General features: G+C 47.6%; 16 protein-coding genes and 1 tRNA gene. 11 read left to right on the top strand and 6 right to left on the bottom strand.

Features of this window, described 5'->3' with window-relative positions; genetic code table 11:
• Positions 1-8 precede the first annotated feature (8 nt).
• From FD960_RS06885 to FD960_RS06875, 3 genes are read left to right on the top strand one after another with little or no spacing between them, the layout of a single operon-like run.
• Entirely contained in the window at positions 9-494 is a 486-nt protein-coding gene (locus FD960_RS06885) for an isoprenylcysteine carboxylmethyltransferase family protein (protein WP_215298145.1), read from the top strand.
• A 38-nt stretch (positions 495-532) separates the two neighbouring features.
• On the top strand, positions 533-1,024 hold the full coding sequence (locus FD960_RS06880) for a disulfide bond formation protein B (protein ID WP_215298143.1): 492 nt from the start codon (positions 533-535) through the stop codon (positions 1,022-1,024).
• A 9-nt stretch (positions 1,025-1,033) separates the two neighbouring features.
• A complete protein-coding gene (locus tag FD960_RS06875; protein ID WP_215298141.1) occupies positions 1,034-1,486 on the top strand; it encodes an OsmC family protein in 453 nt (150 codons plus the stop codon).
• 65 nt (positions 1,487-1,551) lie between these two features.
• Here the strand turns inward: FD960_RS06875 and lysS are convergent, their stop codons facing one another.
• From lysS to FD960_RS06855, 4 genes are all read right to left on the bottom strand, one after another.
• Positions 1,552-3,096 (bottom strand): lysine--tRNA ligase, encoded by a 1,545-nt coding sequence (gene lysS / locus FD960_RS06870; RefSeq protein ID WP_215298140.1) that lies wholly within the window; start codon positions 3,094-3,096, stop codon positions 1,552-1,554.
• A gap of 33 nt (positions 3,097-3,129) precedes the next feature.
• A protein-coding gene (gene prfB / locus FD960_RS06865; protein ID WP_215298139.1) for a peptide chain release factor 2 occupies positions 3,130-4,234 on the bottom strand; the annotation gives its coding sequence in 2 pieces (ribosomal slippage) (positions 3,130-4,152 and positions 4,154-4,234; 1,104 coding nt in all).
• 28 nt (positions 4,235-4,262) lie between these two features.
• Complete coding sequence (gene recJ / locus FD960_RS06860; protein WP_215298137.1) at positions 4,263-6,008, bottom strand: single-stranded-DNA-specific exonuclease RecJ; 1,746 nt, start codon at positions 6,006-6,008, stop codon at positions 4,263-4,265.
• A 4-nt stretch (positions 6,009-6,012) separates the two neighbouring features.
• A complete protein-coding gene (locus FD960_RS06855; protein WP_215298135.1) occupies positions 6,013-6,990 on the bottom strand; it encodes a hypothetical protein in 978 nt (325 codons plus the stop codon).
• A gap of 46 nt (positions 6,991-7,036) precedes the next feature.
• On the opposite strand from FD960_RS06855, the gene FD960_RS06850 reads away from it, so the two are divergent.
• The 6 genes from FD960_RS06850 to FD960_RS06825 are packed head-to-tail and all read left to right on the top strand — an operon-like array spanning position 7,037 to position 13,371.
• Positions 7,037-8,299 carry a lipoprotein-releasing ABC transporter permease subunit gene (locus FD960_RS06850; protein WP_215298133.1) on the top strand — a complete coding sequence of 421 codons (1,263 nt, stop codon included), beginning with the start codon at positions 7,037-7,039 and terminating at the stop codon, positions 8,297-8,299.
• On the top strand, positions 8,292-8,999 hold the full coding sequence (locus FD960_RS06845; RefSeq protein ID WP_215298132.1) for an ABC transporter ATP-binding protein: 708 nt from the start codon (positions 8,292-8,294) through the stop codon (positions 8,997-8,999). The genes FD960_RS06850 and FD960_RS06845 overlap by 8 nt, the downstream gene beginning before the upstream one ends.
• Entirely contained in the window at positions 8,996-9,847 is an 852-nt protein-coding gene (locus FD960_RS06840; RefSeq protein WP_215298129.1) for a TatD family hydrolase, read from the top strand. The genes FD960_RS06845 and FD960_RS06840 overlap by 4 nt, the downstream gene beginning before the upstream one ends.
• Positions 9,848-9,851: 4 nt before the next feature.
• Entirely contained in the window at positions 9,852-12,350 is a 2,499-nt protein-coding gene (locus FD960_RS06835) for a DNA internalization-related competence protein ComEC/Rec2 (RefSeq protein WP_371817420.1), read from the top strand.
• A 4-nt stretch (positions 12,351-12,354) separates the two neighbouring features.
• Entirely contained in the window at positions 12,355-12,693 is a 339-nt protein-coding gene (locus FD960_RS06830; protein ID WP_215298127.1) for a hypothetical protein, read from the top strand.
• A 54-nt stretch (positions 12,694-12,747) separates the two neighbouring features.
• The gene (locus FD960_RS06825) at positions 12,748-13,371 is read left to right on the top strand and encodes a DUF6803 family protein (protein WP_215298125.1); all 624 of its coding nucleotides are present in this window, start codon (positions 12,748-12,750) and stop codon (positions 13,369-13,371) included.
• 97 nt (positions 13,372-13,468) lie between these two features.
• Here FD960_RS06825 and FD960_RS06820 read toward each other — a convergent pair whose 3' ends face one another.
• Together FD960_RS06820 and FD960_RS06815 are read right to left on the bottom strand one after the other, a co-directional pair.
• Positions 13,469-14,437, bottom strand: a complete 969-nt coding sequence (locus FD960_RS06820) for a tripartite tricarboxylate transporter substrate binding protein BugE (protein ID WP_215298123.1) — start codon at positions 14,435-14,437, stop codon at positions 13,469-13,471.
• Between the two features lie 206 nt (positions 14,438-14,643).
• A tRNA-Met gene (locus tag FD960_RS06815) sits at positions 14,644-14,720 on the bottom strand.
• Between the two features lie 258 nt (positions 14,721-14,978).
• Here FD960_RS06815 and FD960_RS06810 point away from each other — a divergent pair.
• Complete coding sequence (locus FD960_RS06810) at positions 14,979-16,820, top strand: potassium transporter Kup (RefSeq protein WP_251369874.1); 1,842 nt, start codon at positions 14,979-14,981, stop codon at positions 16,818-16,820.
• On the top strand, positions 16,817-17,326 hold the full coding sequence (locus tag FD960_RS06805; RefSeq protein WP_215298119.1) for a hypothetical protein: 510 nt from the start codon (positions 16,817-16,819) through the stop codon (positions 17,324-17,326). The genes FD960_RS06810 and FD960_RS06805 overlap by 4 nt, the downstream gene beginning before the upstream one ends.
• Positions 17,327-17,328 lie beyond the last annotated feature (2 nt).

Below are 17,328 nucleotides of genomic sequence, written 5' to 3'. Positions count from 1 at the left end.
TTAGGTAAATGAGCGCTTTGTCCAATAAGACTGTATTGCAACGAGGTGCTTTCTACGTGCTGATTCAAGGTATTTTGATAGGCCTAATACTCTTTGGTCCCCAGGGGTCTTATTTCATTAGCGCGCAGTCGCTAAAAACCATTCTTCATGCCTGTGGTATTTCAATTGGTTTATTGGCCTGCTTAATCATGTTGGTCGCAGTGATCAACTTGGGGAAAAATCTGACCCCGCTGCCATACCCAAAAGATGATGCCCAATTCGTGCAATCGGGTTTATATCGTTATGTGCGCCACCCCATCTACTTTGGAGTCCTTCTGGCCGCTATCGCTTGGCTATTGATCTTTCCAGGTATTTACGTGCTGGCATATGTCCTCGGCTTATTTTTCTTATTTAATGTGAAGGCCAGTCGAGAGGAAGTTTGGCTAATTGAGCGCTTTCCAGTGTATGTAGATTACCAATCCAGGGTGAAGAAGTTAATTCCAGGGCTGTATTGAGATTCTCTCGGCTATTGGGGTTTAGTTATCATTTGCTCATGAATCAAGCCAAATACCTTTCCCTCTCCCTCCTTAGCTTGGGCTTAGTCATTTTCGCAGTCGTTCTTCAGCAAGTCGGCTATCAAGGGGTCAGCTTTCTTCCTTGCCCTCTGTGTATTTTGCAAAGAGTCGGCTACCTGGCTATCGCGATTTTTTGCTTCATAGCAGCAGGGTTTGATCCACTCAATCCATTGAGAAAAGTATTCCATGTCTTGGCAGCCGCTGCTGCAGCTTACGGACTATCTGTAGCGACGCGTCAAGTTTGGCTGCTATCGCACCCAGAGAGCTCTTGCGGAATTGACCCGCTTGAGACCTGGATCAATCAATTTCAGTTGGCCAAGGGCTTGCCTTGGTTATTCAAAGCCGACGGCCTATGTTCCGCCAAGCTACCAGCTATTCTAGGTTTGCAGGTTCCGGAATGGTCTCTGTTTTGGTTTGCATTTTTTCTGCTGGTATTGGCAGTAAGCTTCTTTAAGAAAACTACTAAATAAAAGGTGTCTATGGGCGAGTCTCCATCAGTAAGGTTAGTTCAACAAAGTGACTATCAATTTTCAATCTATTACAACGAAGAGCGGGATCCGATTTTTGGCGATGAGCCACCACCCTTGGGCAGATCTCAGGGCGCTACTCCCTCACAGTTCTTGTTAGCGGGCGTAGCCAATTGCTTATCAGACTCGCTGTTATTTGCTCTCAGAAAATTTAAGCAGAATCCCGAACCAATCGAGACTAAAGCGAGTTGCGAAATCGGTAGAAATGATCAGAACCGTTTACGCATTTTGAAGATCGACGTTGAAATTCGGGTTGGAGTGCCTGGTGAGACTTTGGAAAATCTAGATCGGGTGTTGGCACAGTTTCAGGATTTCTGTACCGTCTCTTCCAGCGTGAGCTTGGGTATTCCAGTCAATGTCACGGTAATCGACAGTCAGGATAAGTTGCTATATCCTGCGGTTTAAGTAAAACCGTTTTAGCCAAATAAAAAGCCGCAGATGTCTGCGGCTTTTTATATTGAAGAGGGGGCTTATTCTTCTTCGCGGCGCAGGTGAGGAAACAAAATCACATCACGAATATTTGGCGCATCCGTCAGAAGCATCACGAGACGATCGATGCCGATACCGCAACCACCAGTTGGAGGCATACCGTATTCCAGGGCGCGAATGAAGTCATGGTCAAAGTACATCGCCTCTTCATCGCCAGCTTCTTTTTGCTCCACTTGCTTGCGGAAGCGATTAGCTTGATCTTCGGCATCATTGAGCTCGGAGAAGCCGTTAGCAATCTCGCGACCGGTGATGAACAATTCAAAGCGCTCGGTAATACCAGGGCGCGTATCGGATTCGCGGGCAAGCGGGCTCACTTCGATTGGGTAATCGATGATGTAAGTTGGTTCCCAAAGATGGGATTCGGCAACCAATTCAAATAAGGCTAATTGGAGTGCGCCAATGCCGGCATTCTTGAGAGTGGGGCTATCTGGGTTCTCGCCGCCTTTTTTCAATTCAGCACGAATGAATGCCGCATCCTCTAATTGTGCAGCCTCATAGCTCTTATTGGACTGACCGCAGTATTTCAAGATGGCTTCAGTAATCGTTAAGCGCTGGAAGGGCTTGCTCAGATCAAGCTCACGACCTTGGTGGGTTAGTACTGCGGTACCTTGCGCATCAATCGCAGCAGAGCGAATTAAGCTCTCCGTGAAATCCATGAGCCAACGGTAGTCTGTATAGGCTGCATAGAACTCCATCATGGTGAATTCTGGGTTGTGACGCGGGCTTACACCTTCGTTACGGAAGTTGCGGTTAATTTCAAAGACACGTTCAAAGCCACCCACCACCAAGCGCTTTAGATAGAGTTCTGGAGCGATACGCAAGAACATCTGCATGTCTAGGGCATTGTGGTGGGTAATAAATGGTTTAGCAGTTGCGCCTCCTGGAATAGGGTGCAACATTGGCGTTTCCACCTCCATGAATTCTGCATCCAACATATGGCGACGCAATGAAGCGATAGTATTGCTACGCGCTCTAAAAGTATTGCGACTTTCTGGATTGACGATGAGGTCAACATAGCGCTGACGATATTTAGTTTCTAAATCAGAAAGACCGTGGAATTTGTCTGGAAGAGGGCGTAATGATTTGCTCAATAGGCGCAGATTGCTGCACTCAACGGAGAGTTCGCCTTTATTGGTTTTGAATAAATGACCTTCAGCGGCGATGAAGTCGCCCATATCCCAGTGCTTGAACGCGGCATGAGTATCCGCACCACTAATTTCATCATTGATGTAGAACTGAATCTGACCGCTACGATCTTGAATAGTCGCAAAGCTTGCTTTACCCATGACGCGTTTGAGAACCATGCGACCGGCCACTTTGACATGTACTTTCTTGGCTGCCAACTCTTCTTTAGTCAGGCTGTCATAGTGGGTATGAAGATCGGCGGCTAAATGGGTTGGTACAAAGTCATTTGGAAATGCAACGCCACCCTCGCGTAGCTTGGCTAATTTTTCACGTCGCTCTACAATGATGTGGTTCTCATCAACAACTTCAGTAGCGGGGGATTGATTCACTTTATCGTTCATATAAATTATGTATAGCTGGAATGGGGTAATTGATCAGACGCCTTGTTTTAGGCTGGCTTCAATGAATGCATCGAGATCACCATCCAATACTTTTTGTGTGTTGGAAATCTCAACGTTGGTGCGTAAGTCTTTAATGCGGCTCTGATCAAGAACATAAGATCGAATCTGATGACCCCAGCCCACATCGGTTTTGCTAGCTTCTAGCTTGTCTTGTTCAGCCCGACGCTTTTGCATCTCATGTTCATAGAGGCGTGACTTCAACATTGTCATCGCTTCCGCTCTGTTGCGGTGCTGGCTTCGATCGTTCTGGCACTGCACCACAATTCCGGTTGGAAGGTGGGTTAAGCGAACTGCAGAGTCAGTTTTATTGATGTGCTGTCCGCCGGCGCCAGATGCGCGATAAGTGTCGGTACGAATATCGGCGGGATTGACGTCGATTTCAATCGAGTCATCAATCTCGGGGTAGACATAAATACTGGCAAAAGAGGTGTGGCGCCCATTCGAGGAGTCAAATGGGGACTTGCGCACTAAACGATGCACGCCAGTTTCTGAGCGAAGGTGGCCGTAAGCATATTCTCCATCCACCTTAATTGTCGCGCTCTTAATGCCAGCAACATCGCCATCAGACTCTTCCAGAATTTCTGTTTTGTAGCCTTTGCGTTCGCAGTACTTAAGATATTGGCGAAAGAGCATGCTTGCCCAGTCGCAAGCCTCAGTGCCGCCAGCACCTGCTTGAATATCAATAAAACAGTTGCATGAATCCATCTCGTTGTGGAACATGCGGCGGAACTCTAGATCGTGAATGATCTTGCTATAGCCTTCGACATCTTGCTCGATAGCGGCAATCGTCTCAAAATCACTCTCTTCTTTTGCCATATCGAATAATTCGATGGCGCCAGTGATGTTGGTATTTAAATCGGTAAGGGTGGCAACAACACCATCGAGCAATTTCTTTTCTTTGCCGAGGGCTTGTGCTTTCTTTTGATCATCCCAGATGGTGGGATCTTCAAGAATAGAGTTAACTTCGGTAAGGCGTCGTGACTTTACTTCGAAGTCAAAGATACCCCCGAAGTGCTTGCTCACGCGTGAGCAGATCGGAGAGGGTATTTGAAATAATATTAAGTTGTTCGGCTTCCATCCCCTGATTATAAGGGGGTTATTCCAGTTTAGCCCTCGTCATGGGCCTCAATCATGAGCTGAACCCGTGCCTGCCCCTGAAAGCGGTCCGTCACTAGTCGGTAGGCCAGCTTGGCTCTTGATGGCAGAGTTTGGGTACGATTGAACCAGACCCCAGTAAAAGGCTTGCTAGATACTTGCCCATCTCCTAGGGGGCGCAACTGTAGGCGTAGATGTTTTTCCTTCATCAGGCTTTGTTGTCCGACCTCAAATTCCCCATAAAAAATAGGCTGAGGAAAGCCTTGACCCCAGATTTCTTCGGCCAGGAGATCTCCCATTTCTGGTGTGAAGTCTGATGGCGCCAAAGCTCCATCGTGAATATGACGACGCTCAAGTAGCTCATCGTTGAGTAGTTCATCGGCGACCTGCTGGAACACGGTGTCAAAACGCTCAAAATCCGATTTGCGGATTGTCAGGCCCGCTGCCATGGCATGGCCACCAAATTTCAGGATGAGACCGGGTTCGCGTTTAGAAACGATATCGAGAGCATCTCGTAAATGAAAGCCTGTTAGCGATCTGCCTGAACCACGCAATTCCTCTCCGGTGGCGCCATCGGCAGGAGCAAAAACGATTGCAGGTCGATTAAAGCGTTCTTTAAGGCGGGATGCCACGATTCCGACAACACCTTGGTGCCACTCTGCATTCCAAAGGCAAATACTATTGCGATCCGCCATAGTGCCCGCCAGTTGGTCTTCAGCAAGATGGGCGAGAGCGGTTTCTTGCATACCCGTTTCAATCACCCGTCGCTCGCGGTTGATGCGATCGAGTTCGTAAGCGAGTTCAATGGCTTCATCTTGCTTGTTGCTCAGCAATAGGCGAATCCCTAAAGTCATATCCGCAAGTCGACCAGCGGCGTTAAGACGCGGCCCTATCGCAAAGCCTAAGTCAAAAGTATTGGCTTTACGTGGATCGCGGCCTGCCGCCTGAAAGAGGGCTTGAATGCCTACTTGTGAAATCCCTGTGCGAATACGCTTTAGGCCGTTGGAAACTAATATCCGGTTGTTGCGATCAAGCTGAGCAACGTCGGCCACTGTTCCTAGTGCAACGAGGTCTAATAGGTTTTCAATTTTCGGCTGGGTTTCTGCTGTGAATTTTTCACGCTTACGCAGTTCGGCACGAAGTGCTACCAGTACATAAAACATCACGCCTACGCCAGCGAGTGCTTTGCTTGGAAAGCTGCAGCCAGGTTGATTTGGGTTGACGATTGCCGTAGCTTTTGGCAGCTTATCACCGGGCAGGTGATGGTCCGTAACAATCACTTCCATACCTAATTCATGAGCTCGATCTACACCGGCCTCACTAGCAATGCCGTTATCAACGGTAATGAGGTATTTGGGTTTTGGCTGTTGTTGCGCCGCCAACTCAACGACTTCAGGTGTTAAGCCATAACCCATCGTAAATCGGTTAGGCACTAGAAATTGAATAGCGGTATCGGCGCCACCTAACATTTTGAGTCCGCGTACCGCTACTGCGCATGCAGTAGCGCCGTCGCAGTCATAGTCTGCAACCACTAGCATCGATTCCTTGCGCTCTAAGATATCCGCTAACAAAGTGGCGGTACTAATGCAATTCTTGAGCTCGACAGGTGACAGTAAGCCCTTGAGGTCTAGTGATAATTCTTCCGGCTTATCGATCCCGCGCGCCGCAAATAATCTGGCGAGTAGTGGATGCAAGCCACTTTGCTGTAGCCAAGTAGCGGTGCGGTCGGAGAAAGGACGCTGCGAAAATAAACTCATGCTCTTACCCTGCGATTTCTGGCCAGCTTAGGGGCTCGGACTTTTTCCAGAATGCCCACGATTTTCTATTTACGTCTTTAGCGGTGAAGATTCGATGACGTGGTTTGCCTGTTTGAAAGTCAATGATTTCTAGTTCATCGATTGTTTTATCTAATAGGGCTTGCCTCAAGTTACCCCAATGTGTTTCTGGATTGCTCACCCAAGCAAATGCGTTAACTAAATTTGCAAAATCAATTTTATGTTGGTGTGGGCGATCAAGAAATTTTGCCAATCCAGCTAGGGTGGGGTGATCTCCATAAATATTGTTAGCGCTTTGAAGAAGCTGGGGTGCCTGAACATCTGCTAATTTCCCAATGCCACTAATCCAAAGGGAGTTAATACTTGGCAGTCCGATTTGCGCGCGCTGCTCATTGACAGGATCAATATGCCAGAGCATTTGGATTTCATTTTGAAGTTTGCGCCAGAGTCTGGCCAATCCCGCTTCATGAGTATCGCGAGGCATCCACCAATCAATATTGCGACCATGAGCCTGTTCGATCGAGTGGGTGGCGAGGCTGGCAAAAGGGCCGGCGGGAATAAACCAATCCCCCTGTCCTTGAAATAACACTTTGTGTTGGAAGTCTTCCTCAATAAAGGGAATTGCTACTTTTAGGAGAGCATTGGATTCTTCGGCAGTCAGATCAACCTGGCTTTGCGCCATCAAAATTAAATGGTCTCTAGTGGCATGAAGGTGGACTGGTTGCAGGCAGGCGATCACCTGTTGGGGGTCAAATGCCACAGCGCTTTGAGCCATCAACAATATTGGGGCAATTGGCAGCTTGTCGCCTAATAGGAAGCGCTCTTGGGGAAGTCCGCTGGGAGGTGAGTTTTGTGCCAAATCAAGATCAAACGCATCCTCCCCTGAGAGCATGAGGGTAAAGCGCCTAGATGTGGTGTTTTGGGAGGTGAAATTGGCAGTCATTCCCCTGATTTTAGGTGGCATTTACAGAATCCATCGCATTGTCTATGTGATTGTCTAAACTGTGGTCATGTTGAGACTTCCTATTGAGCTGGAAATTGGCCTGCGTTATACCCGATCTAAGCGTCGCAAGATCGTCGGCAAGCGCGATGGCTTCCTATCTTTTATTTCCGGAATATCCACCGCAGGCATTGCCCTAGGGGTTGCAGCCCTTATTGTGGTGCTTTCTGTGATGAATGGTTTCCAGAAAGAGGTGCGAGATCGCATGCTGTCCGTGCTCTCCCACGTTGAAATTACTGCTCCCGATGGTCTGGCGAATTGGGAGGCTGTTTCTCTTAAAGTCGCCTCCCAGCCGCACGTATTGGGTGTCGCGCCTATGGTGAGTTCGCAAGGTTTGCTCAGTCGTGAAAATGTCATGCGTGGCGTTGCTATTCGTGGCGTGTTACCAAGTGAAGAGGGCAAGGTTTCTGATTTACCCAAGCAATTCGTTGCTGGCAGTGTTGAGGATTTGAAGCCAGGTAGTTTTGGTGTCGCCTTGGGTGCGCAGTTAGCAAGCATTATTGGTGCGCGTGTGGGCGATCGTATTAATCTGATCGTGCCAGAAAGCGACCTCACTCCGGCAGGCGCTATGCCGAGGATGCGTACTCTCCAGGTGGTTGGAATTGTGGATAGCGGCCATTACGAATACGATAGCTCTTTAGCAATCATGCACTGGAAAGATGCTGCGGCATTGTTGCGCTTGCAGAATCCTTCTGGTCTGCGTGTCAAAGTGGATGATATGCAGCGCGCTCCAGAGATTGCTTCAGAATTGGCGCAAGTCGTGCCGCAGGCACTGTGGGTAACGGATTGGTCCCGCTCCAACCGCAATTGGTTTGCCGCAGTTCAAACCGAAAGAAAAATGATGTTCATCATCTTGACGCTCATTATTGCCGTTGCTGCATTTAATCTGGTCTCTACTTTAGTCATGACCGTGAATGAGAAGCAGGCGGATATCGCCATATTGAGAACGATGGGTGCTAGCCCAGGATTAATTCAACGCATCTTCCTCGTGCAAGGCTTGGCCATTGGATTGCTGGGCTCCTTGGCTGGAGTCGGTTTGGGTCTGTTAATTGCCTTAAATATTGATGTCATCGTGCCAGCAATCGAAGCTATATTCAGGGTACGTTTCTTGCCGCGTGATGTGTACTTTATTAGTGAGTTGCCATCAGACGTTCGACTTTCTGATGTACTTACTGTTGGCTTAATGGCCTTTGGTTTATCAGTGTTGGCGACTTTGTATCCAAGCAGACGTGCCGCTCAAGTTCAACCAGCGGAGGCCTTGCGTTATGAGTAATACAATACATCCCACATCGAATTTAGTGCTCAGCGCTAAAGGTTTGGCAAAGACCTATGGGAAAGGCGTGACCGCTGTTGAAGTGCTCAAGGCGATTGATTTGGATGTCATTACTTCTGAGAAAGTAGCAATCATCGGATCTTCTGGCTCTGGAAAGAGCACCTTGTTGCACTTGCTAGGTGGCTTAGATGCACCGAGTGCTGGTTCTGTGATGTTGGCTGGTGAGAATCTTCATCAATTACCTGTGGGCAAATTGGATCAATTGCGCAACCAGGGCCTTGGTTTTATTTACCAATTTCACCACCTCTTGGATGAATTTAGCGCCGTAGAAAATGTCGCCTTGCCACTGCGTATCCGTGGTTTAGGTAATGATGAAGCTATGGAGCGGGCTAATCACATGTTGCATGCTGTGGGATTGGCAAAACGAGTGCAACATACTCCTGGCGAGCTTTCTGGTGGTGAGCGTCAGCGTGTTGCAGTAGCGCGAGCATTGGTTGGAAACCCCGCCTGCGTCTTGGCGGATGAGCCAACTGGTAATCTCGATACAGAAACTGCTGATGGTGTGTTTGATTTGATGTTGAATATCGCTCGCGAGCAAGGCACGGCCTTTGTGATTGTGACCCATGACCCTATCCGCGCCAAACGTTGTGACCGCATTTTGCATTTAGAGCGCGGAGTATTAAAAACGTTTTCACAATGAGCGATGCTCTGAATTGGGTTGATACCCATTGCCATTTAGACGCCCCAGAATTTACTGATCAGCTCGCGAAGATCATTTCGTATGCGGCTGATGCCGGGGTTAAGGCAATTCTTGTTCCAACAGTGCGGGCGTCAGATTGCGATGTCGTTAAAGGCTTGATCAGAAATTACAGTAGTGATATTACTGGGCTTGTTTACACCCTAGGCATTCATCCTCTCTATATCAATCAAGCCAAAGAGAGTGATATAGCGGTTTTGAAATCCCATATTGAGCAATCGATGGATGATCCGCGCTTTGTTGGTATCGGAGAAATTGGCTTGGATTATTTCGTAGAGGGTTTAGATCCTCAGCGACAAGAGTACTTCTTTCATGCGCAATTGGATCTTGCTCAAGAATTTCAGTTGCCTGTGATTTTGCATGTACGCCGCTCACAAGACGCCATTCTGAAAGCTTTAAGAAGGCGAGCAGTGCCAGGTGGAATAGCACATGCATTTAATGGTAGTCATCAACAAGCTGAACAATTTATTGGGCTTGGCTTTAAGTTAGGCTTTGGAGGTGCGGCAACCTATGATCGCGCCTTGCAAATCCGCCGCTTATTACAAGAACTACCGCTAAGCAGCATCGTGACCGAAACGGACGCCCCTGATATTCCGCCATCTTGGCTTAAAGGTGAGGGCGGGTTGTTGAATGAGCCCGCATTGCTTCCTCGAATTACTCAGCAATTGGCGGCCATTCGCGGAATCAGTGATGAGGCATTTTCCATCGCTGTTTGGCAAAATGCGATGGAGGCTTTGCCTCGTTGGTCAAATCTCATGACCAAGCAAATCAACCCTAAAGCAGCCTCTTAAACACTTGCGGATTAATATTACGGCGTTTATCGCCGGGGGATCGCTTCTGCTATTTTTGCCTGAACTTCCAGGGCGCTGGCCTCTATTTTGCTCTGTGATTGGTATTACTTGCTTCATAGGCGGCTATTTGAATTGGGTTTATTTAAAGCGCCTTTACTTATCTAGAGTATTCAACTCTCTTTTATTTCTGTGTGTAGGGTTTGCTTGGAATGCGTACTATGCGCAAAATAGATTAAATAATATTTTGTCTATAGAGTACGAAGGTAAAGATGTCATTCTCGAAGGCAGGGCAAATTCTTTGCCTCAGAGCACTTCTTCGGGTGCGAAGTTTTCCTTTGAAGTCGATCACGCAACCTTGGCTCAGCATGAGCTTGATGTATTTCCCAAGCAGGTCTATTTAAGCTGGCAACCAGCCTGGCGCAATCCTCAAGATGTGCCGGAAATTATTCCCGGTCAGAGATGGAGATTGAAGGTCAAAGTGAAGCGTCCTTATGGCTCGCTAAATCCATACACCTTTGATTTTGAGCGCTGGTCATTTCACCAGAATTTCGGTGCCAGCGGATCCGTCAGGTCGGGTGAATTAATTCTAGAACGGGATATTGCATGGCATGAGTTTTCCTTGGCGATGGAGTATCAACGCTGGAAGCTAAGGAAAAAGATTCAGCGCTCCCTGCCTGCTGATGCGCGGTATGGCGGGGTGGTAGCTGCCTTGGTGATGGGTGATCAAAATGCGATTGCCCAAGATGATTGGAGGGTATTCAATGCCACTGGTATTGGGCACCTCATTTCTATTTCGGGACTCCATGTCACGATGCTGGCTGGATTTGGGGCGATGCTCGCCACATTTTTTTGGCGTCGCCAATCTTTACCCTTATTGATTCCGGCTGCTAAGGTATCGGCTGCGATGGGTTTGTTGACTGCATTTATTTATGCTTGGTTAGCAGGCTTTCAGATTCCTGCGCAAAGAACCATGTATATGGTGGGTGTGGTTGCCTTCGCGCTTTGGTCGGGCAGAAATCCTCGCTCATTTGATATTTGGTGGTGGGCTTTAGCATTTGTATTATTGATTGATCCCATGGCACCTTATACACCTGGGTTTTGGCTTTCATTTGGTGCTGTAGCTGCCATCCTCTACGCGATGCAAGATTCTGACGGATTGCTTGGCCTCCCTACAGGGCGTGAGTTGGAGGTGCATTGGAGGCAGAGATTAACCCAAGCCTTGCGTGAAGCTTGTCGGGTTCAGGCTGTTGTTACCATCGCATTGCTGCCTTTGACTCTGTATTGGTTCTATCAGGTATCGATTGTGTCGCCCTTGGCAAATGCGATTGCGATTCCAGTTGTCAGCTACATCGTGACACCTCTAGCGATTGCCGGAGCATTGTTGCCGGAGTTCATCGGTAAATGGCTATTGCTACCCGCTCATGCAACGATGGAATATTTGGCAGTCATGCTTGCTTGGATGGCGAGTTGGAGGTGGGCTGTGGCTTGGTCAAATCAGCCGGCTTGGTGGGCACTTGGTTTATCGACCATTGGAATTGTTATCGCAATTCGTCCTGGAAAACTTGCAGATGCTTGGGTATTGAGGTTGATAGGGATTTCTTTATCGCTATGCTTATTTATTCGGCCTACAGCATTTCAATCTCTAGTACCTGGCGAGTTCCGTGCCACCGTATTGGATATTGGGCAAGGCACCGCCGTACTGCTTGAGACGTCTAGTAAAAGCCTGTTATATGACACGGGACCAATACAGGGGAAAGATGATGCCGGCCAAAGAACTATTCTGCCGTTTCTGCGAGGGCGGGGAATCAATCAAATTGATCGCATGGTCATTAGTCATAGTGATAGCGACCATATTGGCGGTGCGGCAAGCTTGCTCAAGGAAATTTCTTTTGATTCCATGATGGGCTCCTTGCCAAGCGCAAATCCTTTATTGAAAAACTTAGCGGCACGCCAGATTCCGGCGATTCCTTGTCGCTTTGGTCAGAATTGGGTTTGGGATGGAGTGGAGTTTTATATCTGGCATCCGCATGAAGACACTCGCTTTGAAGAGCGCCAGCCAGGCAAGCCAAACGAAATGAGTTGCGTTCTAGAGGTGCGTAATCACAACACCTCGTTCTGGTTAACTGGTGACGTAGAGAGGCAGGGTGAGGCTGAAATCACCGCTCGCTTGGATGCTAGCGCTTTAGACAATGTGGGGGATAGAGAGCTAATCTTTATGGCACCGCATCATGGTAGTAAAACATCTTCATCCCTTGAGCTTTTGCAGGTCTTAAGTCCAGACGTGGCATTTGCCCAAAACGGTTATCGCAATCGCTATGGCCACCCCCACCCCACAGTCAGTGCTCGTTATCAGGCTTTAGGTATTCCATTTACCCAAACCCCAAACACAGGGGCTCAAATTTGGACATTTAAAGCCGCAAATCCCTCAAAGGAAAGTCCGTTATTTTGGAGAAATCAGTCAATGCGTTTATGGCACCGTAGGCCAGAATTGAGCGTAAACTGAAAGAATGAAGAAGGTGGTAATCCTATTCTGTCTAAGTCTCCTTATCGGCATGGTGAATGCCGCATCGATGCCATTTCAAATCGCTCATACAAGTTTGGCAGCAACCGATATTGCTGGTCATGACCATTGTGAGACTGCAGTCAATGCAGATCAATATGAAGGCGGGGCTTCCAGCTATGGGACAGCTACGGGCCACTACTGTTGTTCCACTATCGCAGTCTTAAATACCCCGTTTATCTTTAGTCATCCCGAGCAATCCCATGCCTATTCATTTGGCTACGGATCTAAATTGATCTCTAACATTGCAGAATCTATTTATAAGCCTCCCAAAAATCAGGCATAAATTCATGTAGATGGCAATTTGCCTTTTAATAATTTTTGATTTTGGAGAAGTGCAATGAATATGACTCACTATATGCAGTTACTGGCTGATAACCAGCCCTGGAATCTTTTAATCTTTATGGCAATCCCTGTTGTGCTTGCTGAGACATTGGCAATCACCGAGTTATACATTCTATTTACCCGTAAGTTCGATGGCTTTGTGTATCACCTTAATCGTTTTTCGGGAACGGCAGTAGGGCTGTATTTCATTGGCATCATTGTGTATTTGATGGCTACTGCTGTATTGCCCATTACTAAAAATGGTGAATGGAGAACTGCGATAGATGTGATTGCAGTGGGTAGTTACTTGATAGGTGGCTTGCCTTTGATTTGGATTGCCTTGCAGGAATTTGGTTTTGTAAACAAGGCTCTTGATCAAATGGGCAAGTTACGAGTTCATGCTATTTGTGTCGCCTTGTTTTTGGTGTTTGGGCATATCGCCATGATTGCCGGCATGCTTGATCCTGCGCTCTTGGGTTACAAGGGCATAGGTCATGAGATGGGTGGCGCTTCAAGCGCTACAGGATACGAGCATTGCGATCCTGCCATGCATGGCAGCATGAAAGATATTCATCAGCAAATGATGAATGGCAGTGGCATGCCCCAGGGCGCTCCGAAGCAAATGCCGATGAACCAATAGGGGCATTTACATCAATGATGTATGCGGAAAGTGACTCACTCAGAAGCAATAAAAAACCGCCAGAAAAAAGGCGGTTTTTTATTGGAGCTTCAAGCGCTTACTCTAATTCTAGTTTTTGCTTGGCAACTACACCCTTATAAGTGGAATACTCCGAAGCAATCTCTTTGGAGAATGCTTCTGGACCATTTACGTTAATGATCGAGCCCGTTTCTTCGATACGTTTTTTAACAGCGGGATCCTGCACCACTTTTTGCGCAGCCGCATAAATCTTGTCTACGACATCTTTTGGTAATCCAGCAGGGCCCAATAAGCCGTAGTAAGCCATTCTGTTTGCTGGTGCAAGACCTACTTCCGCGAATGTGGGAACGTTTGGTAATTGAGCCAAGCGCTTTGGTGCGGCGATCACAATCGGAATGAGTCTTCCATCCTTGATGAAGGGTAGGGCGGAAGGTAGGTTGTCGAACATGATGGGAACCTGTCCTGCAACGACATCAACTAAGCCGGGGCCTGCGCCACGGTAGGGGATATGAACGATAAAGGTCCCGCTCAAACTCTTGAAGAGTTCGGTTTGCATATGCCCAATACCGCCCGTGCCAGAACTGGCGTAGGAGTATTTGCCCGGATTCTTCTTAATGACTTCCATAAAGGTTTTGAAGTCACGAGCCGGAAAGGATGGGTTCACTACGATGACATTAGGGGTCGCAGCAATATTGGTAATGGGTGTGAAATCCTTAATCGGGTCGTAGCCAATTTTGGTATTGATGGCTGGATTGGACGCAGTGGTCGATACGGTAGCAATTCCCAATGTGTAGCCGTCTTTTGGGGCGCGCATTACCTCAAGGGCGCCAACTGAGCCTCCGCCGCCAGCCTTGTTTTCCACAATCACTGGTTGACCTAGTTGCTTGCTTAATGGGTCAGCCATACTGCGCGCAATAATGTCTGTACTACCACCAGGGGCAAATGGAACAATGATGCGTATAGGTTTAGTGGGGTAGGTCTGGGCAATTGCTCCAAAGCTGGTTAAAGAGCTTATGGCGATCGCAGCCAGTTTGCTTAATAGTGTCATTGCACATTCTCCAAAAGTTTCAATCCAGGCGGATTGACTAAAGATCATCAATTTCAGAATAGTAGAGTGTTTGATTATGCGGGAGCTGTTTATCCCTAATTTAGGGATGTTTGAGCCCCACTTTAGGGAGTCACAATTCAGTCACTCTGTCTACATAAAAGCAAAAAGGCTTCTGAGTCAATTGACCTAGAAGCCTTCTACTTATTTGGTTGCGGGGGCAGGATTTGAACCTACGACCTTCGGGTTATGAGCCCGACGAGCTGCCAGACTGCTCCACCCCGCGTCTGAAGCTGTAATTCTACCATTTTTTGACCATCTCTGTCGAGGTATTCCTTGAAATAGCGGTGGAATATGGGGTTTTGAAGGGCAAATATGAGCCCTAAGTCAGCCTGCATAAGGAGTAACATATTGCCACGCAACATTGAGATGAGGCCTATTAATGTCAGTCAGTAACCCGGAGTTTTCCCAATCCTCTTTATTAAGACCGGTTGAGATTTCTCGCCAAGAGCAAGATCACCCAAAAGGCGCCTCATTCTCACTCATGCTTGCAGCCATTGGCGTGGTTTTTGGAGATATTGGAACCAGTCCTTTATATGCTCTGAAAGAATGCTTCAGTCCTGAGCATGGCATTCCTTTTTCACCCGAGGCTGTTTATGGTGTGATTTCGATGGTTTTCTGGGCTTTCGCGATTGTGGTCTCGCTCAAGTATGTGATGTTTGTGATGCGCGCCAATAACCATGGCGAGGGTGGAATTCTGGCCCTGATGGCATTGGCACTACGCACAGCGCCAACTGGATCAAAGCGATCCCTACTAATCATCATGGCGGGGGTTTTTGGGGCCTGCATGTTCTACGGCGATGCCATCATCACCCCAGCTATTTCCGTTCTCTCCGCCGTGGAGGGTATGGAGGTTATCTCGCATGACTTTACTCGTTACATCATTCCAACCACGATTGTGATTTTGGTTATTTTGTTTTTCATACAAAAGACCGGTACCGCGGTGGTGGGTAATTTATTTGGACCAGTCATGTTGCTGTGGTTTGCGGTGATTGGTTTAATGGGTATTTATCAGGTGATTGATAACCCTGCAATTTTTGCTGCAATCAATCCTTTGTATGCCATTCAATTTATGGATGAGCATGCTTTGCAGGGGTTTATTGTTCTTGGTGCCGTCTTCTTAGTTTTAACCGGCGCAGAGGCGCTTTATGCGGATATGGGGCATTTTGGTGCTAAACCTATTCGCCTGGGCTGGTTCTTTATTGTGATGCCTTGTTTGATCTTGAATTATTTTGGTCAAGGTGCAATGTTCTTAAATCATCCTGAGAACATTACCAATCCATTTTTCTTAATGGTTCCAGAGGGTTTTGTATTTCCGTTAGTGATACTCGCCACATTGGCCACTGTGATCGCCTCACAAGCAGTGATCTCGGGGGCATTTTCTATGACAAGCCAGGCGATCCTATTGGGTTTTGTCCCGCGTATGAAGATTCGCCATACCTCTGATCGTGAAATTGGCCAGATTTATATGCCTCTGGTCAATTGGAGCTTATTGGTTTTGGTGATTGCGGTGGTGCTTGCGTTTAAGAAGTCTGAGAATTTAGCTGCCGCCTATGGCATTGCGGTTACGACCACAATGATTGTGACCACTTTCTTGGCAGCCATTGTGATGCGAATAGTTTGGCGCTGGAATACGCTATTGGTCACTTTGGTGATTAGCGCATTCTTGATCGTTGACTTAGCATTCTTAACCGCCAATCTATTAAAGATCTTAGAAGGCGGTTGGTTCCCATTGTTATTGGGTGCAGCTTGCTTCTTGCTCTTAATGACTTGGTATCAGGGTCGCAAGTTATTGCGTCAGCGCGCCATGGAAGAAGGCATTGAACTGAAAGGCTTCATCGATGTTCTGATGAAAAACCCTCCGCATCGAGTAGAGGGTACGGCAATTTTCTTGACTGCGCATGTTGACTATCTGCCCGTTTCTTTCCTGCACAATCTCAAGCACAACCATGTGCTGCATGAAAGAGTATTTTTCCTGAAGGTCAGCATTTGGGATGTTCCTTATGTAAAGGATGAAGAGCGCATTAACTTGCGCGATCTCGGAAATAACATCTATGTTGTTAGGGCTGTTTACGGATTTAATGAAACTCCGGACATGGGCAAGATTATTGAGTTAATTGAAAAGTCATCGGGCCTGAAGTTCAATTTAATGGACACCTCATTCTTTTTATCTCGAGATACGATTGTGGCAACGGAGTTGCCTGGTATGGCCTTATGGCGTGAACGTTTGTTCTGCTGGATGTATCAAAACGCAGGTCGTCAATCGGACTTCTTTAAGATTCCTGCTAACCGCTTGGTTGAGCTTGGTGCGAAGGTTGAGATTTGAAAAAGCCGATTACTTTACGCTCGTTGTTTTCCTGCGGTGTTTTCTTACTCATCTGCTCATTCAGTAGCTTGGTATTAGCGACGCCTGCAGAAGAGGCTCAGCTCGAGCAGCTCGATAAAATTGAGCAAGAGCTAGAGCTACAGCGTGACTGGGCTAAGTATCGTTGGGAAAAAACCAATAACGAGTGTTATCAACAGTATTGGGTAAATCGTTGCTTGGCTGAGTCTCGTGCGCAGTATCGTAAGGAGATTGACCCGATTCAGGCGCAGGAAGTTGAGTTGCATGAGGTTCAGCGTAAGTTGCGCACCAGTCTTAAAGATCAGCGCGATGCTGCAAAGATTGCTGAACGCGGTTCTGCTGAGAAGGCTGCCGAACGCGCAGCCAATCAAAAGGAGTTTGAAGAGAAGCAAAAGGCCGCTGCAGCCCGGGCTGCAGATGTAGAGCAGCGTCGTAAAGATGCGCCTAGGCGTGCTCAAGAAAATAAAGCGGGCACTCAGCTCGATTAATA

This window comes from Polynucleobacter sp. AP-Nino-20-G2 (assembly GCF_018688235.1).
Classification (GTDB): domain Bacteria; phylum Pseudomonadota; class Gammaproteobacteria; order Burkholderiales; family Burkholderiaceae; genus Polynucleobacter.
Note: the sequence above shows the minus strand (reverse complement) of the source record. Positions and strands in the feature narration are given on the sequence as shown.

Excerpts from the sequence above, each read along its gene's own strand:
- FD960_RS06885 (WP_215298145.1), top strand. The coding sequence starts at position 9 with ATGAGCGCTTTGTCCAATAAGACTGTATTGCAACGAGGTGCTTTCTAC.
- FD960_RS06880 (WP_215298143.1), top strand. The coding sequence starts at position 533 with ATGAATCAAGCCAAATACCTTTCCCTCTCCCTCCTTAGCTTGGGCTTA.
- FD960_RS06875 (WP_215298141.1), top strand. The coding sequence starts at position 1,034 with ATGGGCGAGTCTCCATCAGTAAGGTTAGTTCAACAAAGTGACTATCAA.
- lysS (WP_215298140.1), bottom strand. The coding sequence starts at position 3,096 with ATGAACGATAAAGTGAATCAATCCCCCGCTACTGAAGTTGTTGATGAG.
- recJ (WP_215298137.1), bottom strand. The coding sequence starts at position 6,008 with ATGAGTTTATTTTCGCAGCGTCCTTTCTCCGACCGCACCGCTACTTGG.
- FD960_RS06855 (WP_215298135.1), bottom strand. The coding sequence starts at position 6,990 with ATGCCACCTAAAATCAGGGGAATGACTGCCAATTTCACCTCCCAAAAC.
- FD960_RS06850 (WP_215298133.1), top strand. The coding sequence starts at position 7,037 with ATGTTGAGACTTCCTATTGAGCTGGAAATTGGCCTGCGTTATACCCGA.
- FD960_RS06845 (WP_215298132.1), top strand. The coding sequence starts at position 8,292 with ATGAGTAATACAATACATCCCACATCGAATTTAGTGCTCAGCGCTAAA.
- FD960_RS06840 (WP_215298129.1), top strand. The coding sequence starts at position 8,996 with ATGAGCGATGCTCTGAATTGGGTTGATACCCATTGCCATTTAGACGCC.
- FD960_RS06830 (WP_215298127.1), top strand. The coding sequence starts at position 12,355 with ATGAAGAAGGTGGTAATCCTATTCTGTCTAAGTCTCCTTATCGGCATG.
- FD960_RS06825 (WP_215298125.1), top strand. The coding sequence starts at position 12,748 with ATGAATATGACTCACTATATGCAGTTACTGGCTGATAACCAGCCCTGG.
- FD960_RS06820 (WP_215298123.1), bottom strand. The coding sequence starts at position 14,437 with ATGACACTATTAAGCAAACTGGCTGCGATCGCCATAAGCTCTTTAACC.
- FD960_RS06810 (WP_251369874.1), top strand. The coding sequence starts at position 14,979 with ATGCTTGCAGCCATTGGCGTGGTTTTTGGAGATATTGGAACCAGTCCT.